Origin of the sequence: Cellulomonas humilata, assembly GCF_030814415.1 — a bacterium.
GTDB lineage: Bacteria > Actinomycetota > Actinomycetes > Actinomycetales > Cellulomonadaceae > Cellulomonas > Cellulomonas humilata_A.
In genome coordinates, this window is the sequence record NZ_JAUSVB010000002.1 from 572320 (window position 1) to 588164 (window position 15845).

A 15845-nucleotide genomic window follows, 5' to 3' on the forward strand; every position below is an offset into this window, starting at 1 on the left:
CGCTGGACGCCGTGAGCACTCCGACGACACCCGAGCTGAGCGCCGTCACCCAGGACTACCTCAAGGTCGTGTGGTCGGCGCGCGAGTGGTCGGAGCAGCCCGTCACCACCAAGATGCTGGCCACCCGCCTCGGCGTCGGGGCGTCCACCGTCTCGGAGACCGTCCGGCGGCTCGCCGACAGCGGCCTGGTCACCCACCAGCCCTACGGTGCCGTCGAGCTCACGGCCGCCGGCGAGCGGCACGCGCTCGCGGTCGTGCGCCGGCACCGGCTGATCGAGACCTTCCTCGTGGAGATGCTCGGGTACGGGTGGGACGAGGTCCACGACGAGGCCGAGGTGCTGGAGCACGCGGTCTCCGACCTCTTCGTGGAGCGCCTGGCCGCGCAGCTCGGTCACCCCACCCGGGACCCGCACGGCGACCCGATCCCCGGCCCCGACGGCTCCCTCGACATCCCCGCGGCCAGCGTGCTGTGGGACGTCGCGCCGGGGGAGTGGGCGGTCGCGCGGATCTCCGACGCGGACCCCGGGCTGCTCCGGTACCTGGAGTCGGTCGACCTGCTGCTGGACGCGCCGGTCACCGTGGTGGAGCGCCGCACGGTCGCCGGGGTGATCTCGGTGCGGGTCGCCGGCGCGACGGTCGACCTCGGCGAGGTGGCGGCGCGCGCCATCTGGCTGGTCCCCGTCGGCTGACACCCCGTACGCTGGTCGGCATCCACCGGAGCTGACGACGGCGCACTCCGCACCGCGATCGAATCGATTCGTCCGGAGGCTGTTCTCATCTCGCTGCGCCTAGTCCCGCTGTCGCCCGCGCGCTCGCGCGCCGCGCTCTTCGCCCTCGCCCTCGGTGGGTTCGGCATCGGCACCACCGAGTTCGCGACGATGGGCCTGCTGCCCGAGATCGCCGACGACCTCGGCGTCTCGATCCCCGTCGCCGGGCACGCCATCACCGCGTACGCGCTCGGCGTCGTCGTCGGCGCCCCGACGCTCGCGGCCCTGGGCGCCCGCCTGGACCGGCGTCGGCTCCTCCTGCTGCTCATGGTCGCGTTCACGGTGGGCAACGTCCTGTCCGCGTTCGCGCCCAGCATGGGCTGGCTGGTGCTCGCGCGGTTCCTCGCAGGCCTGCCCCACGGGGCGTTCTTCGGGGTCGGCGCGGTCATGGGCACGGCGGTCGTGGGGCCCGAGCGGCGGGGGCGCGCGGTCGCCGCGATGATGGCGGGCCTGACCGTCGCGTGCGCCGTGGGTGTCCCGCTGTCGGCGATCGTCGGCCACGCAGTCGGCTGGCGGTGGGCGTTCGTCGGGGTCGGTGTGCTCGGCCTGGTCACGCTCGCCGCCCTGCACGCCTGGACCCCGTCGCTGCCGTCGCCCCCCGGGACCACCGTCCGGACCGAGCTCGCCGCCCTGCGCAACCGGCGGCTCTGGATCGCGTTCGGTGCCGGCGCGGTCGGGTTCGGCGGCATGTTCGCCGTCTACTCCTACGTCAAGCCGCTGCTCACCGACGTGACCGGCCTCGGCATCGCGCTCGTGCCGCTGGTCCTCGCGCTGTACGGGATCGGCATGACGATCGGGACGGTGGTCGGCGGCCGGCTCGCCGACCGGTCCGTGCTCGGCACGGTCATCGGCTCCATGATCGCGACCATCGTCGTGCTCGTGGCCATCGCGCTCGTCGGTGCGTACCCGGTGCCGGCCGTGCTCGCGCTCGTTCTGCTCGGCGTCACGTCCCAGGTGCTCGGGCTCTCGCTCCAGACGCGGCTCATGGACGTGTCGCCCGCCGCACCCTCCCTGGGTGCGGCGCTCTGCCACTCGGCCCTCAACCTGGGCAACGCGGCCGGTGCGTTCGTGGGCGGCTTGGTCATCGCCGCCGGGTTCGGGTACCTCGCACCCGCATGGGTCGGCGCGGCGCTGACCGCGCTCGGGCTCGTGGTGGTGCTCGTCTTCGGGCGCGGTCCTGTGCCCGTCCTGTCAGCGCCGACGCGTCCCGAAGATCGAGCGCGTGATCTCACGCCCGAGCTGAGTGCCCGCTGACCGCAGCAGGCTGTCCAGCGGGCTCGTCCGGCTCGTCGACCGGCGCGGAGCGGACCGGCGCGCCTCCCGTGCCGCCTCGTCGGCGCGGTCCTGAGCCTCCTCGGCCTCCTGCTGCTTGCGCGCGGCCTCCTGCGCCGTCGCCGCCCGGACCGCGAGCAGCTCGTACGCCGACTCCCGGTCCACGGCGACCGCGTACCGGGCGGACAGTGGTGACGCCGTCACGGCCGCAACCAGGTCGGCGACCGGCATCGGCTCCATCGACGACTGCGGCGCCCGCAGCCGCGTCCACGCCACCGGCGTCGGCGTCCCGCGCTCCGACTGCACCGTGACCACCGCCTCGCCCGTGCCCAGCGACTGCAGCAGCTGCTCGAGGTCGTAGGGCGACGTCGGGAACGTACGCGCCGCCGCCCGGAGCGCCTTCGCGTCGTCCGGGGTGAACGCGCGCAGCGCGTGCTGCACGCGGTTGCCCAGCTGGGCCAGCACGTCGCCGGGTACGTCCTTCGGGCTCTGCGTCACGAAGAAGACGCCGACGCCCTTCGACCGGATGAGCCGGACCGTCTGGGTCACCTGCGTGAGGAAGTCACCGGACGCGCCCGTGAACAGCAGGTGCGCCTCGTCGAAGAAGAACACGAGCCTCGGCTTGTCCGGGTCGCCCACCTCGGGGAGCTCCTGGAACAGCTCGGCGAGCAACCACATGAGGAACGTCGAGAAGAGCGCCGGCCGGTCCTGCACGGCAGGCAGCTCGAGCGCGCTGATGACGCCGCGGCCGTCGGGCGTGGTCCGCAGCAGCTCGGAGACGTCGAACGCGGGCTCCCCGAAGAACGCGTCGGCTCCCTGACCCTGCAGCGACACGATCTCCCGCAGGATCACGCCCGCGGTCGCCGCCGACAGCCCGCCGATGCCCTTGAGCAGCGGCTTGCCCTCGTCGCTGACCAGGTACGCGATCGTCGCCTGCAGGTCCTTGAGGTCCAGCAGCGCCAGACCCTGCGTGTCCGCCCAGTGCATGATCAGGCCGAGGCTCGACTCCTGCGTCGCGTTGAGCCCGAGCACCTTGGCCAGCAGCAGCGGCCCGAAGTCCGTGACCGTGGTGCGGACGGGGGACCCCTCACCGAGCCCGCCGAGGCTGAGGAACTCCACCGGCGACGCCGTCGCCACCCACTCCTGCCCGAGGCTCGCGGTGCGGGCCAGCAGCTTCTCGCTCGACGCTCCCGGGACGGCCAGCCCGGACAGGTCGCCCTTGATGTCGGCGACGAAGACCGGCACTCCCGCGGCCGACAGGCCCTCGGTCAGCACCTGGAGCGTCTTGGTCTTCCCGGTCCCGGTCGCGCCGGCGACGAGGCCGTGGCGGTTCATCATCGCGAGCGGGATGCCGACCGGGGCGCCCGGGATCGCGACGTCGTCCTCGACCAGGGCGCCGACCGGGAGCATCGGCCCGGTGAACGTGTAGCCGGCGACGATCTGCGCGGCATGCTCGGACAGCGGCGGAGATGGCTCGTCTGCGGGAGCCGGCGTGGGCGCCGGACCTTCCGCCGCCGCAGCCTCAGCCGCCGCGAGCGCGGCCGCGGCCGCCAGTGCCTTCGCCTCCGCGGCCTCCGCGGCGGCCTGGGCGGCCGCGGCGCGCAGAGCGGCCAGGTCGGCGGCGGACGAGGAGGGGGCCGACGACGGCGTGCTGTCCGACATGTCCGGAGCATACGACCGGGCGTAGCAGCGCACCCGACCGCGTACGGCGCCGGGACGCGTGGTCGGTAAACTCGCCGGGTGACCTCGCCGGACGCCCCCACCGCCACCACTGCCACCGACGACGTCCCGTTCCGGTACACGCCCGAGCTCGCGCGCCAGATCGAGCTGCGCTGGCAGGACGAGTGGGCGGACCGTGGCACGTTCTTCGCCGCCGACCCCGCGGGCCACCTCACCGACGGTGACGGTCGGCCCGCGGACCCCGCGCAGCCGGCGTTCTTCGTGATGGACATGTTCCCGTACCCCTCCGGCGCGGGCCTGCACGTGGGTCACCCGCTCGGGTACATCGCCACGGACGTCGTGGGCCGGTTCCGTCGCATGCAGGGCGACAACGTGCTGCACGCGCTGGGCTTCGACGCGTTCGGGCTGCCCGCCGAGCAGTTCGCGGTGCAGACGGGCCAGCACCCGCGCACCACCACCGAGGCGAACATCGAGATCATGCAGCGCCAGCTGCGTCGGCTGGGGCTGGCGCACGACCCGCGCCGCACGTTCGCGACGATCGACCCGGCCTACATCCGCTGGACGCAGTGGATCTTCCTGCAGATCTTCGACTCCTGGTACGACGAGACGGCGCCGCGTCCCGACGGCGGCGTCGGCCGGGCGCGTCCGATCGCGGAGCTGGTCGCGGAGTACGACTCGGGGTCCCGCGGCGACGAGTGGGCGGGTCTGGACGAGGTCGCCCGTCGTCGCGTGCTGGACACGCACCGGCTGGCCTACGTCTCCGAGACCCCCGTGAACTGGTGCCCGGGCCTGGGCACGGTGCTGGCCAACGAGGAGGTCACCGCCGACGGCCGCTCCGAGCGCGGCAACTTCCCCGTGTTCCAGCGCAGCCTGCGCCAGTGGAACATGCGCATCACGGCCTACGCGGACCGGCTGATCGACGACCTGGACCACATCGACTGGCCCGACAAGGTCAAGGCGATGCAGCGCAACTGGATCGGCCGCTCGTCGGGCGCGCGCGTCCGCTTCGCGGTCCAGGGCGGTGACCAGGTCGAGGTCTTCACCACGCGCCCCGACACCCTGTTCGGCGCCACGTTCGTCGTCGTCGCCCCGGAGCACCCCCTGCTGGACCAGGTGCCCACGGCATGGCCCGACGGCACCAAGGACGTGTGGACCGACGGGCACCGCTCACCGGCCGACGCCGTGGCGTCCTACCGCGCCGAGACCGCCGCGAAGACCGCGGTCGAGCGCCAGGCCGACGCCGGCCGCAAGACGGGCGTGTTCACCGGTCATCTGGCCGCCAACCCGGTCAACGGCGAGCTGCTGCCCGTGTTCACCGCGGACTACGTGCTCATGGGCTACGGCACCGGCGCGATCATGGCCGTCCCCGGCGGTGACACCCGCGACTTCGCGTTCGCCGAGGCGTTCGACCTGCCGATCGTCTACACGATCGACGCCCCGGACGGCACGGAGCCCGGTGCACGGACCGGCGAGGGCGCCGCGATCAACTCCTCGAACGAGGAGATCAGCCTGGACGGCCTGGGGGTCGCCGACGCCAAGGCGGCCATCACCGACTGGCTGACCGAGAAGGGCGTCGGCGAGGGCACCATCACGTACCGGCTGCGCGACTGGCTGTTCAGCCGCCAGCGCTACTGGGGCGAGCCGTTCCCGATCGTCTACGACGAGCACGACCTGCCGCTCGCCGTCCCGCAGTCGGCGCTGCCCGTGAACCTGCCCGAGGTGCCCGACTACTCGCCGCGCACGTTCGCCGCCGACGACGCGCACTCCACCCCCGAGCCGCCCCTGGGTCGCAACGAGGAGTGGGTGAACGTCACGCTCGACCTGGGCGACGGCCCGAAGCAGTACCGCCGGGACACCAACACCATGCCCAACTGGGCGGGCTCCTGCTGGTACTACCTGCGCTACCTGGACCCGACGAACGACACCCTGCTGGTGGACCCCGAGCTCGAGCGCTACTGGATGGGTCCGGGGCACGGCGAGCAGCAGCCCGGATCGATCGGCGGCGTCGACCTGTACGTCGGCGGCGTCGAGCACGCGGTGCTGCACCTGCTGTACGCGCGCTTCTGGCACAAGGTCCTGCACGACCTGGGTCACGTCTCCAGCGGTGAGCCGTTCCACAAGCTGTTCAACCAGGGCTACATCCAGGCCTACGCCTACACGGACGCCCGCGGCGTGCACGTGCCCGCCGAGGAGGTCGTCGAGGACGCCACGTCCGAGACCGGCTTCCGCTGGGCAGGCGAACCCGTCAACCGTGAGTACGGGAAGATGGGCAAGTCGCTGAAGAACATGGTGACGCCCGACGACATGTACGCCGAGTACGGCGCGGACACCCTGCGCGTGTACGAGATGTCGATGGGTCCGCTCGACCTGTCCCGCCCGTGGGAGACCCGCGCGGTCGTCGGGTCGCAGCGCTTCCTGCAGCGGCTGTGGCGCAACGTCGTCGACGAGGGCACGGGCGAGACCGTCGTGTCCGACGAGGCGCCGACGGTCGAGACGCTCAAGGTGCTGCACCGGGCGATCGCCGACACGACCGCGGACATGGCCGCGATGCGCGTGAACACCGCGATCTCGCGCCTGATCGTCCTGAACAACCACCTGACCACGTTGCCGACGACGCCGCGGGCCGCTGTCGAGGCCCTCGTGCTGATGACGGCCCCGGTCGCCCCGCACGTCGCGGAGGAGCTGTGGTCGCGGCTGGGCCACGAGCGCTCGCTCGCGCACGAGGCGTTCCCGGTGGCGGACCCGGCGTACCTGGTCGAGGACACCGTGACGTGCATCTTCCAGGTGCAGGGCAAGGTCCGTGGCCGCGCCGAGGTCGCTCCCGACGCCTCGGACGACGACCTGCGCGAGCTGGCCCTGGCCGACGTCGGGGTCCAGCGCGCGCTCGACGGCCGGGGGATCCGCACGGTCATCGTGCGGGCGCCGAAGCTCGTCAACGTCGTGCCGGCCTGACCCGCATGCCCTCACGACGCCACGACGAGCAGCCGTCTGTCGCGATCGTCACGGACTCGACCGCGTCGCTGCCCGAGGGCGCGGCCGAGCGGTGGGGCATCGGCGTCGTCCCGCTGGACGTGGTGATCGACGGAGTGCGGCACGTGGAAGGCGTCGACCTGACGCCGGGCGACCTGCTCGCCGCCCTCACCGCGGGTGCGAAGGTGTCGACGTCGCAGCCGCCGCCCGCCGCCTTCGCCGCGGCCTACGACCGCGCAGCGGCGTCCGGTGCGCGCGAGATCGTCTCGATCCACCTGTCGGGTGACCTCTCGGGCACGGTCCGAGCAGCCCAGCTCGCGGCCGAGACGTCGCCCGTGCCCGTCCACGTGGTCGACTCCCGTGCGGTCGCGATGGCGCTCGGGTTCGCCGTGCTGGACGCTGCACGCTTCTCGGTGGGACCACCGCCGCCGAGCGAGCCCGCCCCAGCGGTGGCCGGACCTGTCGCCGCGGCGCGTGCCTGGTGGCGCGGCCGCGGACGTGTCGAGACCCCTCTGCCCTCCGGCGCCGAGGTGGCCGAGCGCGGCCGTACGGTCGCGGGATCGACGAGCGTCTGGTTCCTGGTCGACTCCCTCGACCACCTGCGCCGCGGCGGACGGCTGAGCATCCCGGTGGCGGCGATCGGCATCGTGCTCGGGCTGCGTCCGATCCTCACTCTCGACGACGGCGGGATCGAGCTCATCGAGAAGGTGCGCACGCGGCGCGCTGCCCGCGACCGGCTGGTCGCCCTCGCCGCCGCCGAGATCGCGCAGCGCCCGCTCGCCCGCGCCGCCGTGCACCACCTCGGGCAGCCGGACCTCGCGGCGACGCTCGCGAGCGAGCTGGCGGGCGCGGCCGGTGACCGCCTCGTCGAGACGGCCGTGTGCGAGTCCAGCGCGGTGCTCGCCGCGCACGCCGGGCCCGGCCTCCTGGCGATCGTGGTCGCGGACGCCTGACCCTCCGCGTTCGTCTGCCCGATCCGCCCACAGCCCCGCCCGACGAGGCCCCGCACCCACCGTTCACGGTCCGGCTGCAAGGGCTCCTGCGCCGACCGTAGGTTCGCCGGGTGCACCGCCGTGATCGCGACCTCGCCCGGATCGCCCGGCACCGCCTGACCGCGATCGCCGAACCGCATCCACTGAGCGGCGGCATCGAGACCGGAGCGTCCAGGCTCAGTTCCGATGCCGCGACGGACCCGACGGCACCCGACCACCAGACCGAGAGTGGCTGGATCCCGCGACCGGCACCGGCTCTCCGGTTCGACTCCCCGCCGCACCCGCCCGACGACGCGACGCCGGCAGTCCGACCACCCGTCCCCGCGCCGCAGGCTCTGACGACCGCCGCGCTGCACACCGCCGCGGCGGGCTACACCGCGGCCCACGGTGATCCGACCACTTGGACAGCAGCACCTCGGCGCCGCGTCCGCTGGGCGATCTCGTGGCGGCTCGCGGCGGCAGCCGGGGCTGTGGTCCTGCTGGTGGCGGGTGCGGTCGCGCTGCGCGCGACGGCGGTCGTGCCCGGCCCCGCGGTGGTCCTGCCGACGCCGGCTCCGAGCGGCGTCGTCGCCGCCGCCCCCGCGTCCCCGACGGTGGCAGCGGGCGTCGTGGTCGACGTCGTGGGCGCCGTCGCCGCCCCGGGCGTGGTCCGGCTCGCGCAGGGCTCGCGGGTGGTGGACGCCATCGCCGCGGCCGGCGGTGCGACCGCGGATGCCCAGGTCAGCGCCCTCAACCTCGCTCGGGTGCTGGTCGACGGCGAGCAGATCGCGGTCCCCGGACCGGGAGAGGCGCCGGCGTACACCGCCGATTCACCCGGTGGGGACGACCTGGTGGACCTCAACACGGCAGACGCCGGCGCGCTCGACGCGCTGCCCGGCATCGGTCCGGTCCTGGCGGACAGGATCGTGTCGCACCGCGAGGACGGACCCTTCACGACCATCGACGAGCTCGCGGACGTCGCCGGGATCGGCCCGACCCTGCTCGAACGCCTGCGCGACCTGGTCCGGGTATGACGCAGACCCGCTCGTCCGAACGATCTGGTCCGAGTGGAGGGTCGCCCGCCGAGGACGTCGACCCACCCATCGCGGTCGACGTGCGACTGCTGCCGGGTGCGGCCGTGGCGTGGCTCGCGGCCCTCCTGGTGGTGCGGGCGCCGCCGCGCGCTGCCCTGACCGGCGCTGTGGTCTGCCTGGCCGTCGGTCTCGCCGTCCTGGTGGTGAGCCGTCGACCGACGCAGCGGGACGACACCTTCGCGCAGGTGCCCGACTCGCGGCACGGTGTGCACCGGCCACCGTCGCGCACCGCGGTGGGCCCGGTCGTCGCCCTCTGCCTCGCCGTGGCTGCGGCTGTGCTCGGCGCGGGCGCGAGCCAGACAGCCGCGCGTGACGAGGGTCTCCTCCCGGCGCTGGTCCGGGACGGCGCGGTGGCGCGGGTCGGGGGAGTCGTCGTCGGCGACCCGACCGTCCTCCCACCTGCGTGGCCCGGAGCGCCGGAGCGTGTCCGGGCCGTCGTCGCCGTCGACCTCGTGGCCGCTCGTGGCCGCGAGTCCGGTGCCACGGGCCAGGTGCTCGTGCTCGGCCCGTCGTCGTGGGCAGCCGTGTCCCCGGGTGCTTCTGTCGCGGCCGCCGGGCGGCTGCGACCGGGCGAGGCGGGCAGCCGGACGGTCGCGGTGCTGCTGAGCGGCGGAGCGCCGGAGGTGCTGTCGCCACCGTCCGCCCCGGACGCCGCCGCGTCGAGGTTCCGGGACGGCGTGCGGTCGCTCGCCGCGACGCTCCCGGGCGACGCCGGAGCGTTGTTCGCGGGCGTCACTGTCGGTGACACCGCTGCGATCTCCGACGAGCTCGCGGGCGCTCTGCGAACGGCCGGCCTGACGCACGTGACGGCGGTGTCGGGTGCGCACTTCTCGCTCGTCGCCGCCCTCGTGCTGGCCCTCACGTCGGCAGTACGCCTGCCCCGGCCGGCCCGGGCAGGCCTCACGGTCGCGGCGATGGCGGCGATGGTGCTCGTCGTGCACCCGTCGCCGAGCGTGGTGCGGGCCGCGGCGATGGGGCTCGTCGCCCTGCTCGGCGTCCTGCTCGGACGCCCGCACCGAGCACCGGCCGCGCTCGGTGCGACGGTCGTCGCGCTGCTCGTGGCGGACCCGTGGCTGGCCGGCGAGCTGGGCTTCGTGCTCTCGGTGCTCGCCACCGCCGCCCTGGTGCTGCTCGGCGGACCGCTCGTCGACCGCTGGGCCGGGGCGATCGGCCGACCGCTCGCCACCGCGCTGGCCCTGCCCGTCGCCGCCCAGCTGGTGTGCGCCCCGGTGATCCTGCTGCTCACGCCCGCGGTCTCCCTCTACGCGGTCCCCGCGAACGTCCTGGCCGCACCGGCCGTCGCCCCCGCGACCGTGCTCGGGCTGGCGGCGGGTTGCATCGCGCCGTGGTGGTACGCCGGCGCCCAGATGCTGGCGCTCGGCGCCGGAGCGGCGTGCTGGTGGATCGGTGCCGTCGGGCGCGTTGCCGCCGCGGCGCCCGGCGCGCAGGTCGCCTGGCTGCCCGGATGGACGGGCGCGGCCGTGCTCGCGGTGGCGGGGGCGTGTGTGCTCCGGCTGCTCGTGGTCGCCCGTGCCGTGCCGACGAGGCAGCGTCAGTGACGTCTGGCAGGCTGTGCCCGTGCCTCCTGCCACCCGCCGCCCCGCCGCCCGCGCCAGCAAGGGCACGGTCGGTGTCTCGTGGGAAGCGGTCGAGCTGGCGCCGGTCCTGCTGGTCAGCGGCGCCGAGGGCTTGCTCGCGGACCGCGCCGTCGACCGGGTCGTCGTCCTCGCCCGCGACGCCGACCCCGGTGTCGAGGTCACCCGGCTGGACGCAGCCGACTACTCGGCGGGCACCCTCGGTGTGGTCAGCAGCCCGTCGCTGTTCGCCGAGGACAAGGTCGTGGTCGTCGACGGGCTCGAGCGCGCCGGTGAAGAGCTGCTCGACGACGTGACGGCGTACCTCGCGGCGCCCCCGCCCGAGGTCGTGCTCGTGCTGCGGCACGCCGGTGGCCAGCGCGGCAAGAAGCTCCTCGACGCGCTGCGGTCGGCCGGCGTCCCCACGGTGGCCTGCGACGTGATCAAGTCCGACGGCGACAAGAGCGCGTTCGTCACCGCGGAGCTCCGACGGGCCGGTCGCCGCGCCGACGCGCAAGCCGTACGCGCACTCGTCGATGCCGTCGGCAGCGACCTGCGTGAGCTCGCGGCCTCCTGCGCGCAGCTCGTCGCGGACACCACCGGGCCGATCGGCCCGGAGGCCGTCGAGCGCTACTACGGGGGACGGATCGAGGCGACCGGCTTCCGTGTCGCCGACGCCGCCGTCGCGGGGCAGTCGGGCCAGGCCGTGGCACTGCTGCGGCACGCGCTCGCGACGGGCGTGGATCCGGTCCCCGTCGTCGCCGCCCTCGCCGCCAAGCTGCGCGTGCTGGCCAAGGTGGCCGCGGTGCGCGGCCGTGGCGCCGGTGCGGTCCGGGACCTCGGGCTCGCTCCGTGGCAGACGGACCGGGCGATGGCGGACCTGCGTCGGTGGACGCCTGAGGGTCTGGCCAGCGCCATCTCGGCGGTCGCGCAGGCAGACGCAGAGGTCAAGGGCGAGGGGCGCGACGCTCAGTTCGCGGTGGAGCGCGCGGTCCTGCGGGTCGCCGCGGCTGTCGGCTCCTGAGGAACGTGCGGACGCGTCCTACGCCGTCAGGGTGATCGCGGGACCGAGGGCGTCCCCCTGCAGCAGGTCGAATCCCCACCCCCGGCACTCCTCGACGAGCAGCGAGTCCGAGACGCGTTCGGCGACCAGCCGTGCGCCGTACTGCCGGGCGTGCTGCACGAGCGTGGCGCCCTGCCGGCGGACGTCGCGGCAGTCGATCTTCACGAAGTCGGCGTAGGGCATCATCGCGACCTGGTTCGGCTCGGCCGAGAAGTCGTCGATCGCGATGAGGTACCCGCGCAGCCGCAGCCGCTCCAGACCGGCGATGACCTCGTCGTCCGCCGCGACGGACTCGACGATCTCGAGCACCAGACGCCCTGCGTGAGCGGGGAGCGGGCGGTCGTCGACCAGGAACGAGCGGGTGATGTTCACGAACGCGTAGGTGGTGGCTGCGGGGGGACCGTCTCCGAAGAGGACCTCGAGCACGGACGCGGTCGCGACGTCCTGGCGGTCGGAGCGCCATCGGTCGACCTGTGCGGGGAGCCCGTCGCGCGATCGGTAGAGGAACTCGTTACCGAACAGCTGGCCGTCGGTCGTCCAGATGGGCTGGGACGCGATCGGAAGCCGCGAGGGAACGGCGGGGGAGACGACGGACGCGGTCACACTGGATGAGAGAGACGCGGCGCGGATTCATGACGCGGTTCACCCGAGTGGAGCAACGGGCTGTGACCGGGCACGTCGGCGGATCTGCTCAGAGACTGACGCGGCGAGCGCCTGCGCGGTCGAGCACGCCGGCGCGCTCGAGCAGGTTGCCCTGGAAGAGCGTGAAACCGAGGTCCCGCGCGTGACGCAGCGTGTCCGCGGTCTCGACGTACTCGGCGACCAGCAGGGCGCCGTACGACCGGGCGAGGTGGACCACGGGCGGCCCCTCGACGTCCAGGTCCCGCACGTCGATCTTCACGAAGTCCGCGTGGGGCAGCAGGCGACGCTGGTTCGGGTTGCTGACGAAGGCCGGGACCGCGACGCGGAAGCCCTCCTCGCGCAGCCGGCGGATGCCCGAGAGCACGGCCGAGTCGACCGTGACCGCGTCGTTGACCTCGATCACCAGGCGATCCGGGCGGCGCGGGATGGGCAGATCGCCCACGAGGTACGCGCGCGGGCACCGGACGAAGAGCAGCCGGCCGTTGGCGACGTGCTCGAGATCGGCGCGGCCGAAGGTGGCGCCGAGCACGTGGGCGGTCGCCCGCTCGTGCTGGTGCGAGCTCCACGACATCGCGCTCGCGGTGAGCTGGTCGGGGGAGCGGAACGACAGCTGATAGGCGAACGGGCGCCCGTGCTCGGAGAAGATGCCCTGTCGCGCGACGAGCACCGGCTCGTGGGAGATCCGCTGCGCCCACTCCTGCCGGAGGGCAAGAGGGATGGCGTCCTCCACTGCGGCTGCGAGATGAGCGAGCCGCCCGTCGGCGTCGTCGGGTGTCATGGGATCTATGACACCACATGTTCCACGCTGTGAACCGCTCTCGGGCGGGTGGAATTCTGGGCGACCGTCAGAGCCCCGCTCCGAGGCGGGCGCATATCCGGATCTTTCACCCTTTCAGGGTCGGACCGGTGAGTAACGGGAGACACGATGCGAGTCACAGGCCATCATGGGCAGCACCCGCACACCGGTACGACAAGAAGATGGAGCACTTCCCATGCCCAGACCGCTCAAGTCCGCCCTCGTCGTCCTCTCCGTGCTGGGGTTCCTGACCCTCGCGCCGAGCTCGGCTCTCGCTGACGGCTTCGACGACACGGTGACCTCCGGCGGCGCCAGCGGCTGCTGCAAGATCATCAACTGACCACCCCCCTGATGCACAGCAGAGGCACGAACACGCCGTCTCTGCGGGGGGTGGTGCATCCGGGGGACGTCACACATACAATGACTGCCCATGACCACGATTGCTGACCGGGTGCGCGACGCTCGACTCGCTGCTGGGTTGTCCCAGACCTCGCTCGCGGGCTCCGCGTTCTCACCCAGCTACATCTCCCTGATCGAGGCGGGTCATCGTGAACCGACTGACTCCGCGCTCGCCGTGCTGGCTACACGCCTGGGCACGACCCTCGAGTACCTGAAGCACGGCGAGGACGGTCCGAACGAGGCGCGCACGCGCCTCGAGATCGACTACGCCAAGCTCGACATGACGCAGGGCGACGCCGTCGGTGCGCGACGCAGGCTCGAGGCGCTGGACCTCGAGATCGTCTCGCCGTCGGTCCGCGTCGACGCGCTGACCACGCTGGCGCACTCGTTCGAGGTCCTGGGTGACCTCGAGTCGTCCGTCGCGATCCTCGAGCCGCTCCTGGCGGACTCGCGGGGCCGCACGCACCACGTCGAGTCGGCCAAGCTGGCGAACGCGCTGGTGGCGGCTTACCTCGAGGCCGGCGACCTGCACCGCAGCGTCGAGGTCGGTGAGCGCACGCTCGACGAGCTCGAGGCGGCCGACCTCACAGGTACGGACGAGCACCTGCGCCTGGCGTCCACAGTGTTGTGGGCGTACGTCGAGCGCGGTGACCTCCTGTACGCGACGCACCGGGCCGCGGAGCTCGTGCGGCTCGCGGAGTCGCTCGGCAGCCCGCGTGGTCGTGGCAGCGTCTACTGGAACGCCGCGCTCGTCGCCGAGCAGCGACGTGACTACGAGCTGGCCCAGCGGTACACGGAACGCGCTCTCGGGCTCCTGTCCGAGGGTGAGGCGGACCGTGACCTGCCGCGCCTGCGGCTCAACTACGCGTGGCTGCTGCTGCGGTCCGACCCGGTGGACCCGCGGGGCGCCCTCGACCAGATCGAGCGTGCGACGCCCGGACTCGCCGTCCTCGGCTCCGAGCTCGACCTGGCGCGCGTCGACGTCGAGAGCTCTCGTGCGCACCTCCTGCTCGGTGACGTCGACGCCGCGGAGCGGTTCGCGACGGCTGCGCTCGAGCGGCTGGGCGACCCGCCCCGTCTCGAGACGGCCTTCGCTCAGCTCTCCCGTGGCGACGCGCTGCACGCGCGTGGCGACGTCGTGGGTGCGGCCCGGGCGTACGAGTCGGCGGCGGACCTGCTCGGCATGATGTCGGCGTCCCGGCAGTCGGCGTCGGCATGGCGCGATCTCGGTGACCGGTACGCGATGCACGGCGACAGTGCCGCCGCGGCACAGGCGTACGACCGCGCGTTGCGCGAGGCAGGCTTCCGTCCCACGATCCCGCTCAGCTCCTGGGAGACCTGGTCGCTGATCTGATCGAGGTCGGAGAACAGCGAAGGCGTCACCCCGCAGGGGGGGTGACGCCTTCACTGTCTCCTCCGCCGGCTGAGGGCCACGACAGCCAACAACGAAAGGCGCCACCCCGAACGGGGTGACGCCTTCGCTGGTGCTCGTGCCGCTGATCGCGGCGACCGGCGGTCACGGCAGTGCCGTGACCCGCTCAGCGGAAGATCAGAGTGCGCCGACCGACTTCGCCAGCGCCGACTTCTTGTTGGCGGCCTGGTTCTCGTGGATGACGCCCTTCGAGACAGCCTTGTCGAGCTTGCGCGACGCCTCGACGAGAGCCGTCGATGCGGCGTCCTTGTCGCCACCGGCGACGGCCTCACGGACGCGACGGATGTGCGTCTTGAGCTCGGACTTCACCGCCTTGTTGCGCAGGCGCGCCTTCTCGTTGGTGGTGATGCGCTTGATCTGGGACTTGATGTTGGCCACGTGTGGACTCTCTTGTGCGTTCGCCGAAGCGATCTGACAGGTCTAGAGGGCGCGCACAGCTCCGGGACTAGGGCGTGGGGATACCCGCGGAGAGGAACTGGGCTTGTGCCCGCCGACCCGGGCGGACACGCGATTCACCATGTTAGCAGGCGGGGGGCATCGAGCCGAACCGCGTGACGGGTCTCACCAGCCGTCACCAGCCCTGCGTGCGACGCAGGGCCGCAGCTACCTCGTCGAAGAGCGCCCGGTCCACGATCGCACCCTCGCGGCGGACCGCGGACTGTCGTAGCCGGAGCACGCGATCCAGCCGGACCTCGCTGGGGCGTCGCCGGGAGTCCCAGGCTCCCGCGCCGATGTCCATCCAGACGCGGCCGCGGCGGGCCTCGAGGGCGGCGTCGCGCGTGTGGTCCTTGCTCGTGAGCATCAGGCCGAGCAGCTCGTCGGCCTCGCGGCCGATCACGAGGACCGGCCGGTCCTTGCCCTGGCTCGGGTCGTCCTCGAACGGGACCCACGCCCAGACGATCTCGCCGGGGTCGGCGTTGCCGTCCAGGGCAGGGGAGTACTGGAGCCGAACGGTGCCGCGGTGGTCGGGCAGGGTCGTCGGTGCCGGGGTCGGTCGGGTGGAACCGCCCGTCAGGCGGGCGACACCGTCGCGGAACGCTCGTCGTACGCGGGTCCAGCGCGAGCTCGTCGTCACGGGGCCGACCGTACCGGCCGCCCGGGCGCCAGGTGTGGTCGTCGGGGCGAGGCCGACCCGCCGGTGCAGTTCTACGTAACGCAGCGTTATCACCGGGCGGATACTGTCCG

14 protein-coding genes are annotated in these 15845 nt (G+C 73.3%); 9 read left to right on the forward strand and 5 right to left on the reverse strand.

Going from position 1 to position 15845, the window contains the following annotated elements; translation table 11 throughout:
* Positions 1–11 precede the first annotated feature (11 nt).
* Positions 12–689, forward strand: coding sequence for a metal-dependent transcriptional regulator (locus J2X26_RS08690; RefSeq protein WP_307491476.1), 678 nt, complete (start codon positions 12–14; stop codon positions 687–689).
* A gap of 108 nt (positions 690–797) precedes the next feature.
* Positions 798–2021: an MFS transporter gene (locus J2X26_RS08695; protein WP_307492243.1), complete on the forward strand. Its 1224-nt coding sequence runs from the start codon at positions 798–800 to the stop codon at positions 2019–2021.
* Here the strand turns inward: J2X26_RS08695 and J2X26_RS08700 are convergent.
* Positions 1959–3701, reverse strand: a complete 1743-nt coding sequence (locus J2X26_RS08700; RefSeq protein WP_307491478.1) for a helicase HerA-like domain-containing protein — start codon at positions 3699–3701, stop codon at positions 1959–1961. The genes J2X26_RS08695 and J2X26_RS08700 overlap by 63 nt on opposite strands.
* Before the next feature lie 78 nt (positions 3702–3779).
* Between J2X26_RS08700 and leuS the strand changes: the two genes are divergently transcribed.
* The 5 genes from leuS (at position 3780) to holA (ending at position 11352) form a co-directional block, all read left to right on the forward strand.
* Positions 3780–6671, forward strand: coding sequence for a leucine--tRNA ligase (leuS, locus tag J2X26_RS08705; RefSeq protein ID WP_307491480.1), 2892 nt, complete (start codon positions 3780–3782; stop codon positions 6669–6671).
* 5 nt (positions 6672–6676) lie between these two features.
* On the forward strand, positions 6677–7642 hold the full coding sequence (locus tag J2X26_RS08710) for a DegV family protein (RefSeq protein ID WP_307491481.1): 966 nt from the start codon (positions 6677–6679) through the stop codon (positions 7640–7642).
* Between the two features lie 110 nt (positions 7643–7752).
* Entirely contained in the window at positions 7753–8694 is a 942-nt protein-coding gene (locus J2X26_RS08715) for a ComEA family DNA-binding protein (RefSeq protein WP_307491483.1), read from the forward strand.
* A gap of 80 nt (positions 8695–8774) precedes the next feature.
* Positions 8775–10313, forward strand: coding sequence for a ComEC/Rec2 family competence protein (locus tag J2X26_RS08720; protein WP_307491484.1), 1539 nt, complete (start codon positions 8775–8777; stop codon positions 10311–10313).
* A 19-nt stretch (positions 10314–10332) separates the two neighbouring features.
* Positions 10333–11352 (forward strand): DNA polymerase III subunit delta, encoded by a 1020-nt coding sequence (holA, locus tag J2X26_RS08725; protein ID WP_307491486.1) that lies wholly within the window; start codon positions 10333–10335, stop codon positions 11350–11352.
* Positions 11353–11370: 18 nt separating this feature from the next.
* Here the strand turns inward: holA and J2X26_RS08730 are convergent, their stop codons facing one another.
* Both J2X26_RS08730 and J2X26_RS08735 read right to left on the reverse strand, forming a co-directional pair.
* Entirely contained in the window at positions 11371–11994 is a 624-nt protein-coding gene (locus J2X26_RS08730; RefSeq protein ID WP_307491488.1) for an EAL domain-containing protein, read from the reverse strand.
* A gap of 88 nt (positions 11995–12082) precedes the next feature.
* A complete protein-coding gene (locus J2X26_RS08735; protein WP_307491489.1) occupies positions 12083–12811 on the reverse strand; it encodes an EAL and HDOD domain-containing protein in 729 nt (242 codons plus the stop codon).
* A 214-nt stretch (positions 12812–13025) separates the two neighbouring features.
* Here J2X26_RS08735 and J2X26_RS08740 point away from each other — a divergent pair, with 214 nt between their 5' ends.
* Together J2X26_RS08740 and J2X26_RS08745 are read left to right on the forward strand one after the other, a co-directional pair.
* Positions 13026–13169, forward strand: coding sequence for a hypothetical protein (locus J2X26_RS08740; RefSeq protein ID WP_307491491.1), 144 nt, complete (start codon positions 13026–13028; stop codon positions 13167–13169).
* A gap of 90 nt (positions 13170–13259) precedes the next feature.
* Entirely contained in the window at positions 13260–14582 is a 1323-nt protein-coding gene (locus J2X26_RS08745; RefSeq protein WP_307491492.1) for a helix-turn-helix domain-containing protein, read from the forward strand.
* A 195-nt stretch (positions 14583–14777) separates the two neighbouring features.
* Here the strand turns inward: J2X26_RS08745 and rpsT are convergent, their stop codons facing one another.
* Positions 14778–15038, reverse strand: coding sequence for a 30S ribosomal protein S20 (gene rpsT, locus J2X26_RS08750; RefSeq protein ID WP_056026454.1), 261 nt, complete (start codon positions 15036–15038; stop codon positions 14778–14780).
* A gap of 193 nt (positions 15039–15231) precedes the next feature.
* The gene (locus J2X26_RS08755; protein ID WP_307491494.1) at positions 15232–15735 is read right to left on the reverse strand and encodes a type II toxin-antitoxin system PemK/MazF family toxin; all 504 of its coding nucleotides are present in this window, start codon (positions 15733–15735) and stop codon (positions 15232–15234) included.
* Between the last annotated feature and the right edge of the window lie 110 nt (positions 15736–15845).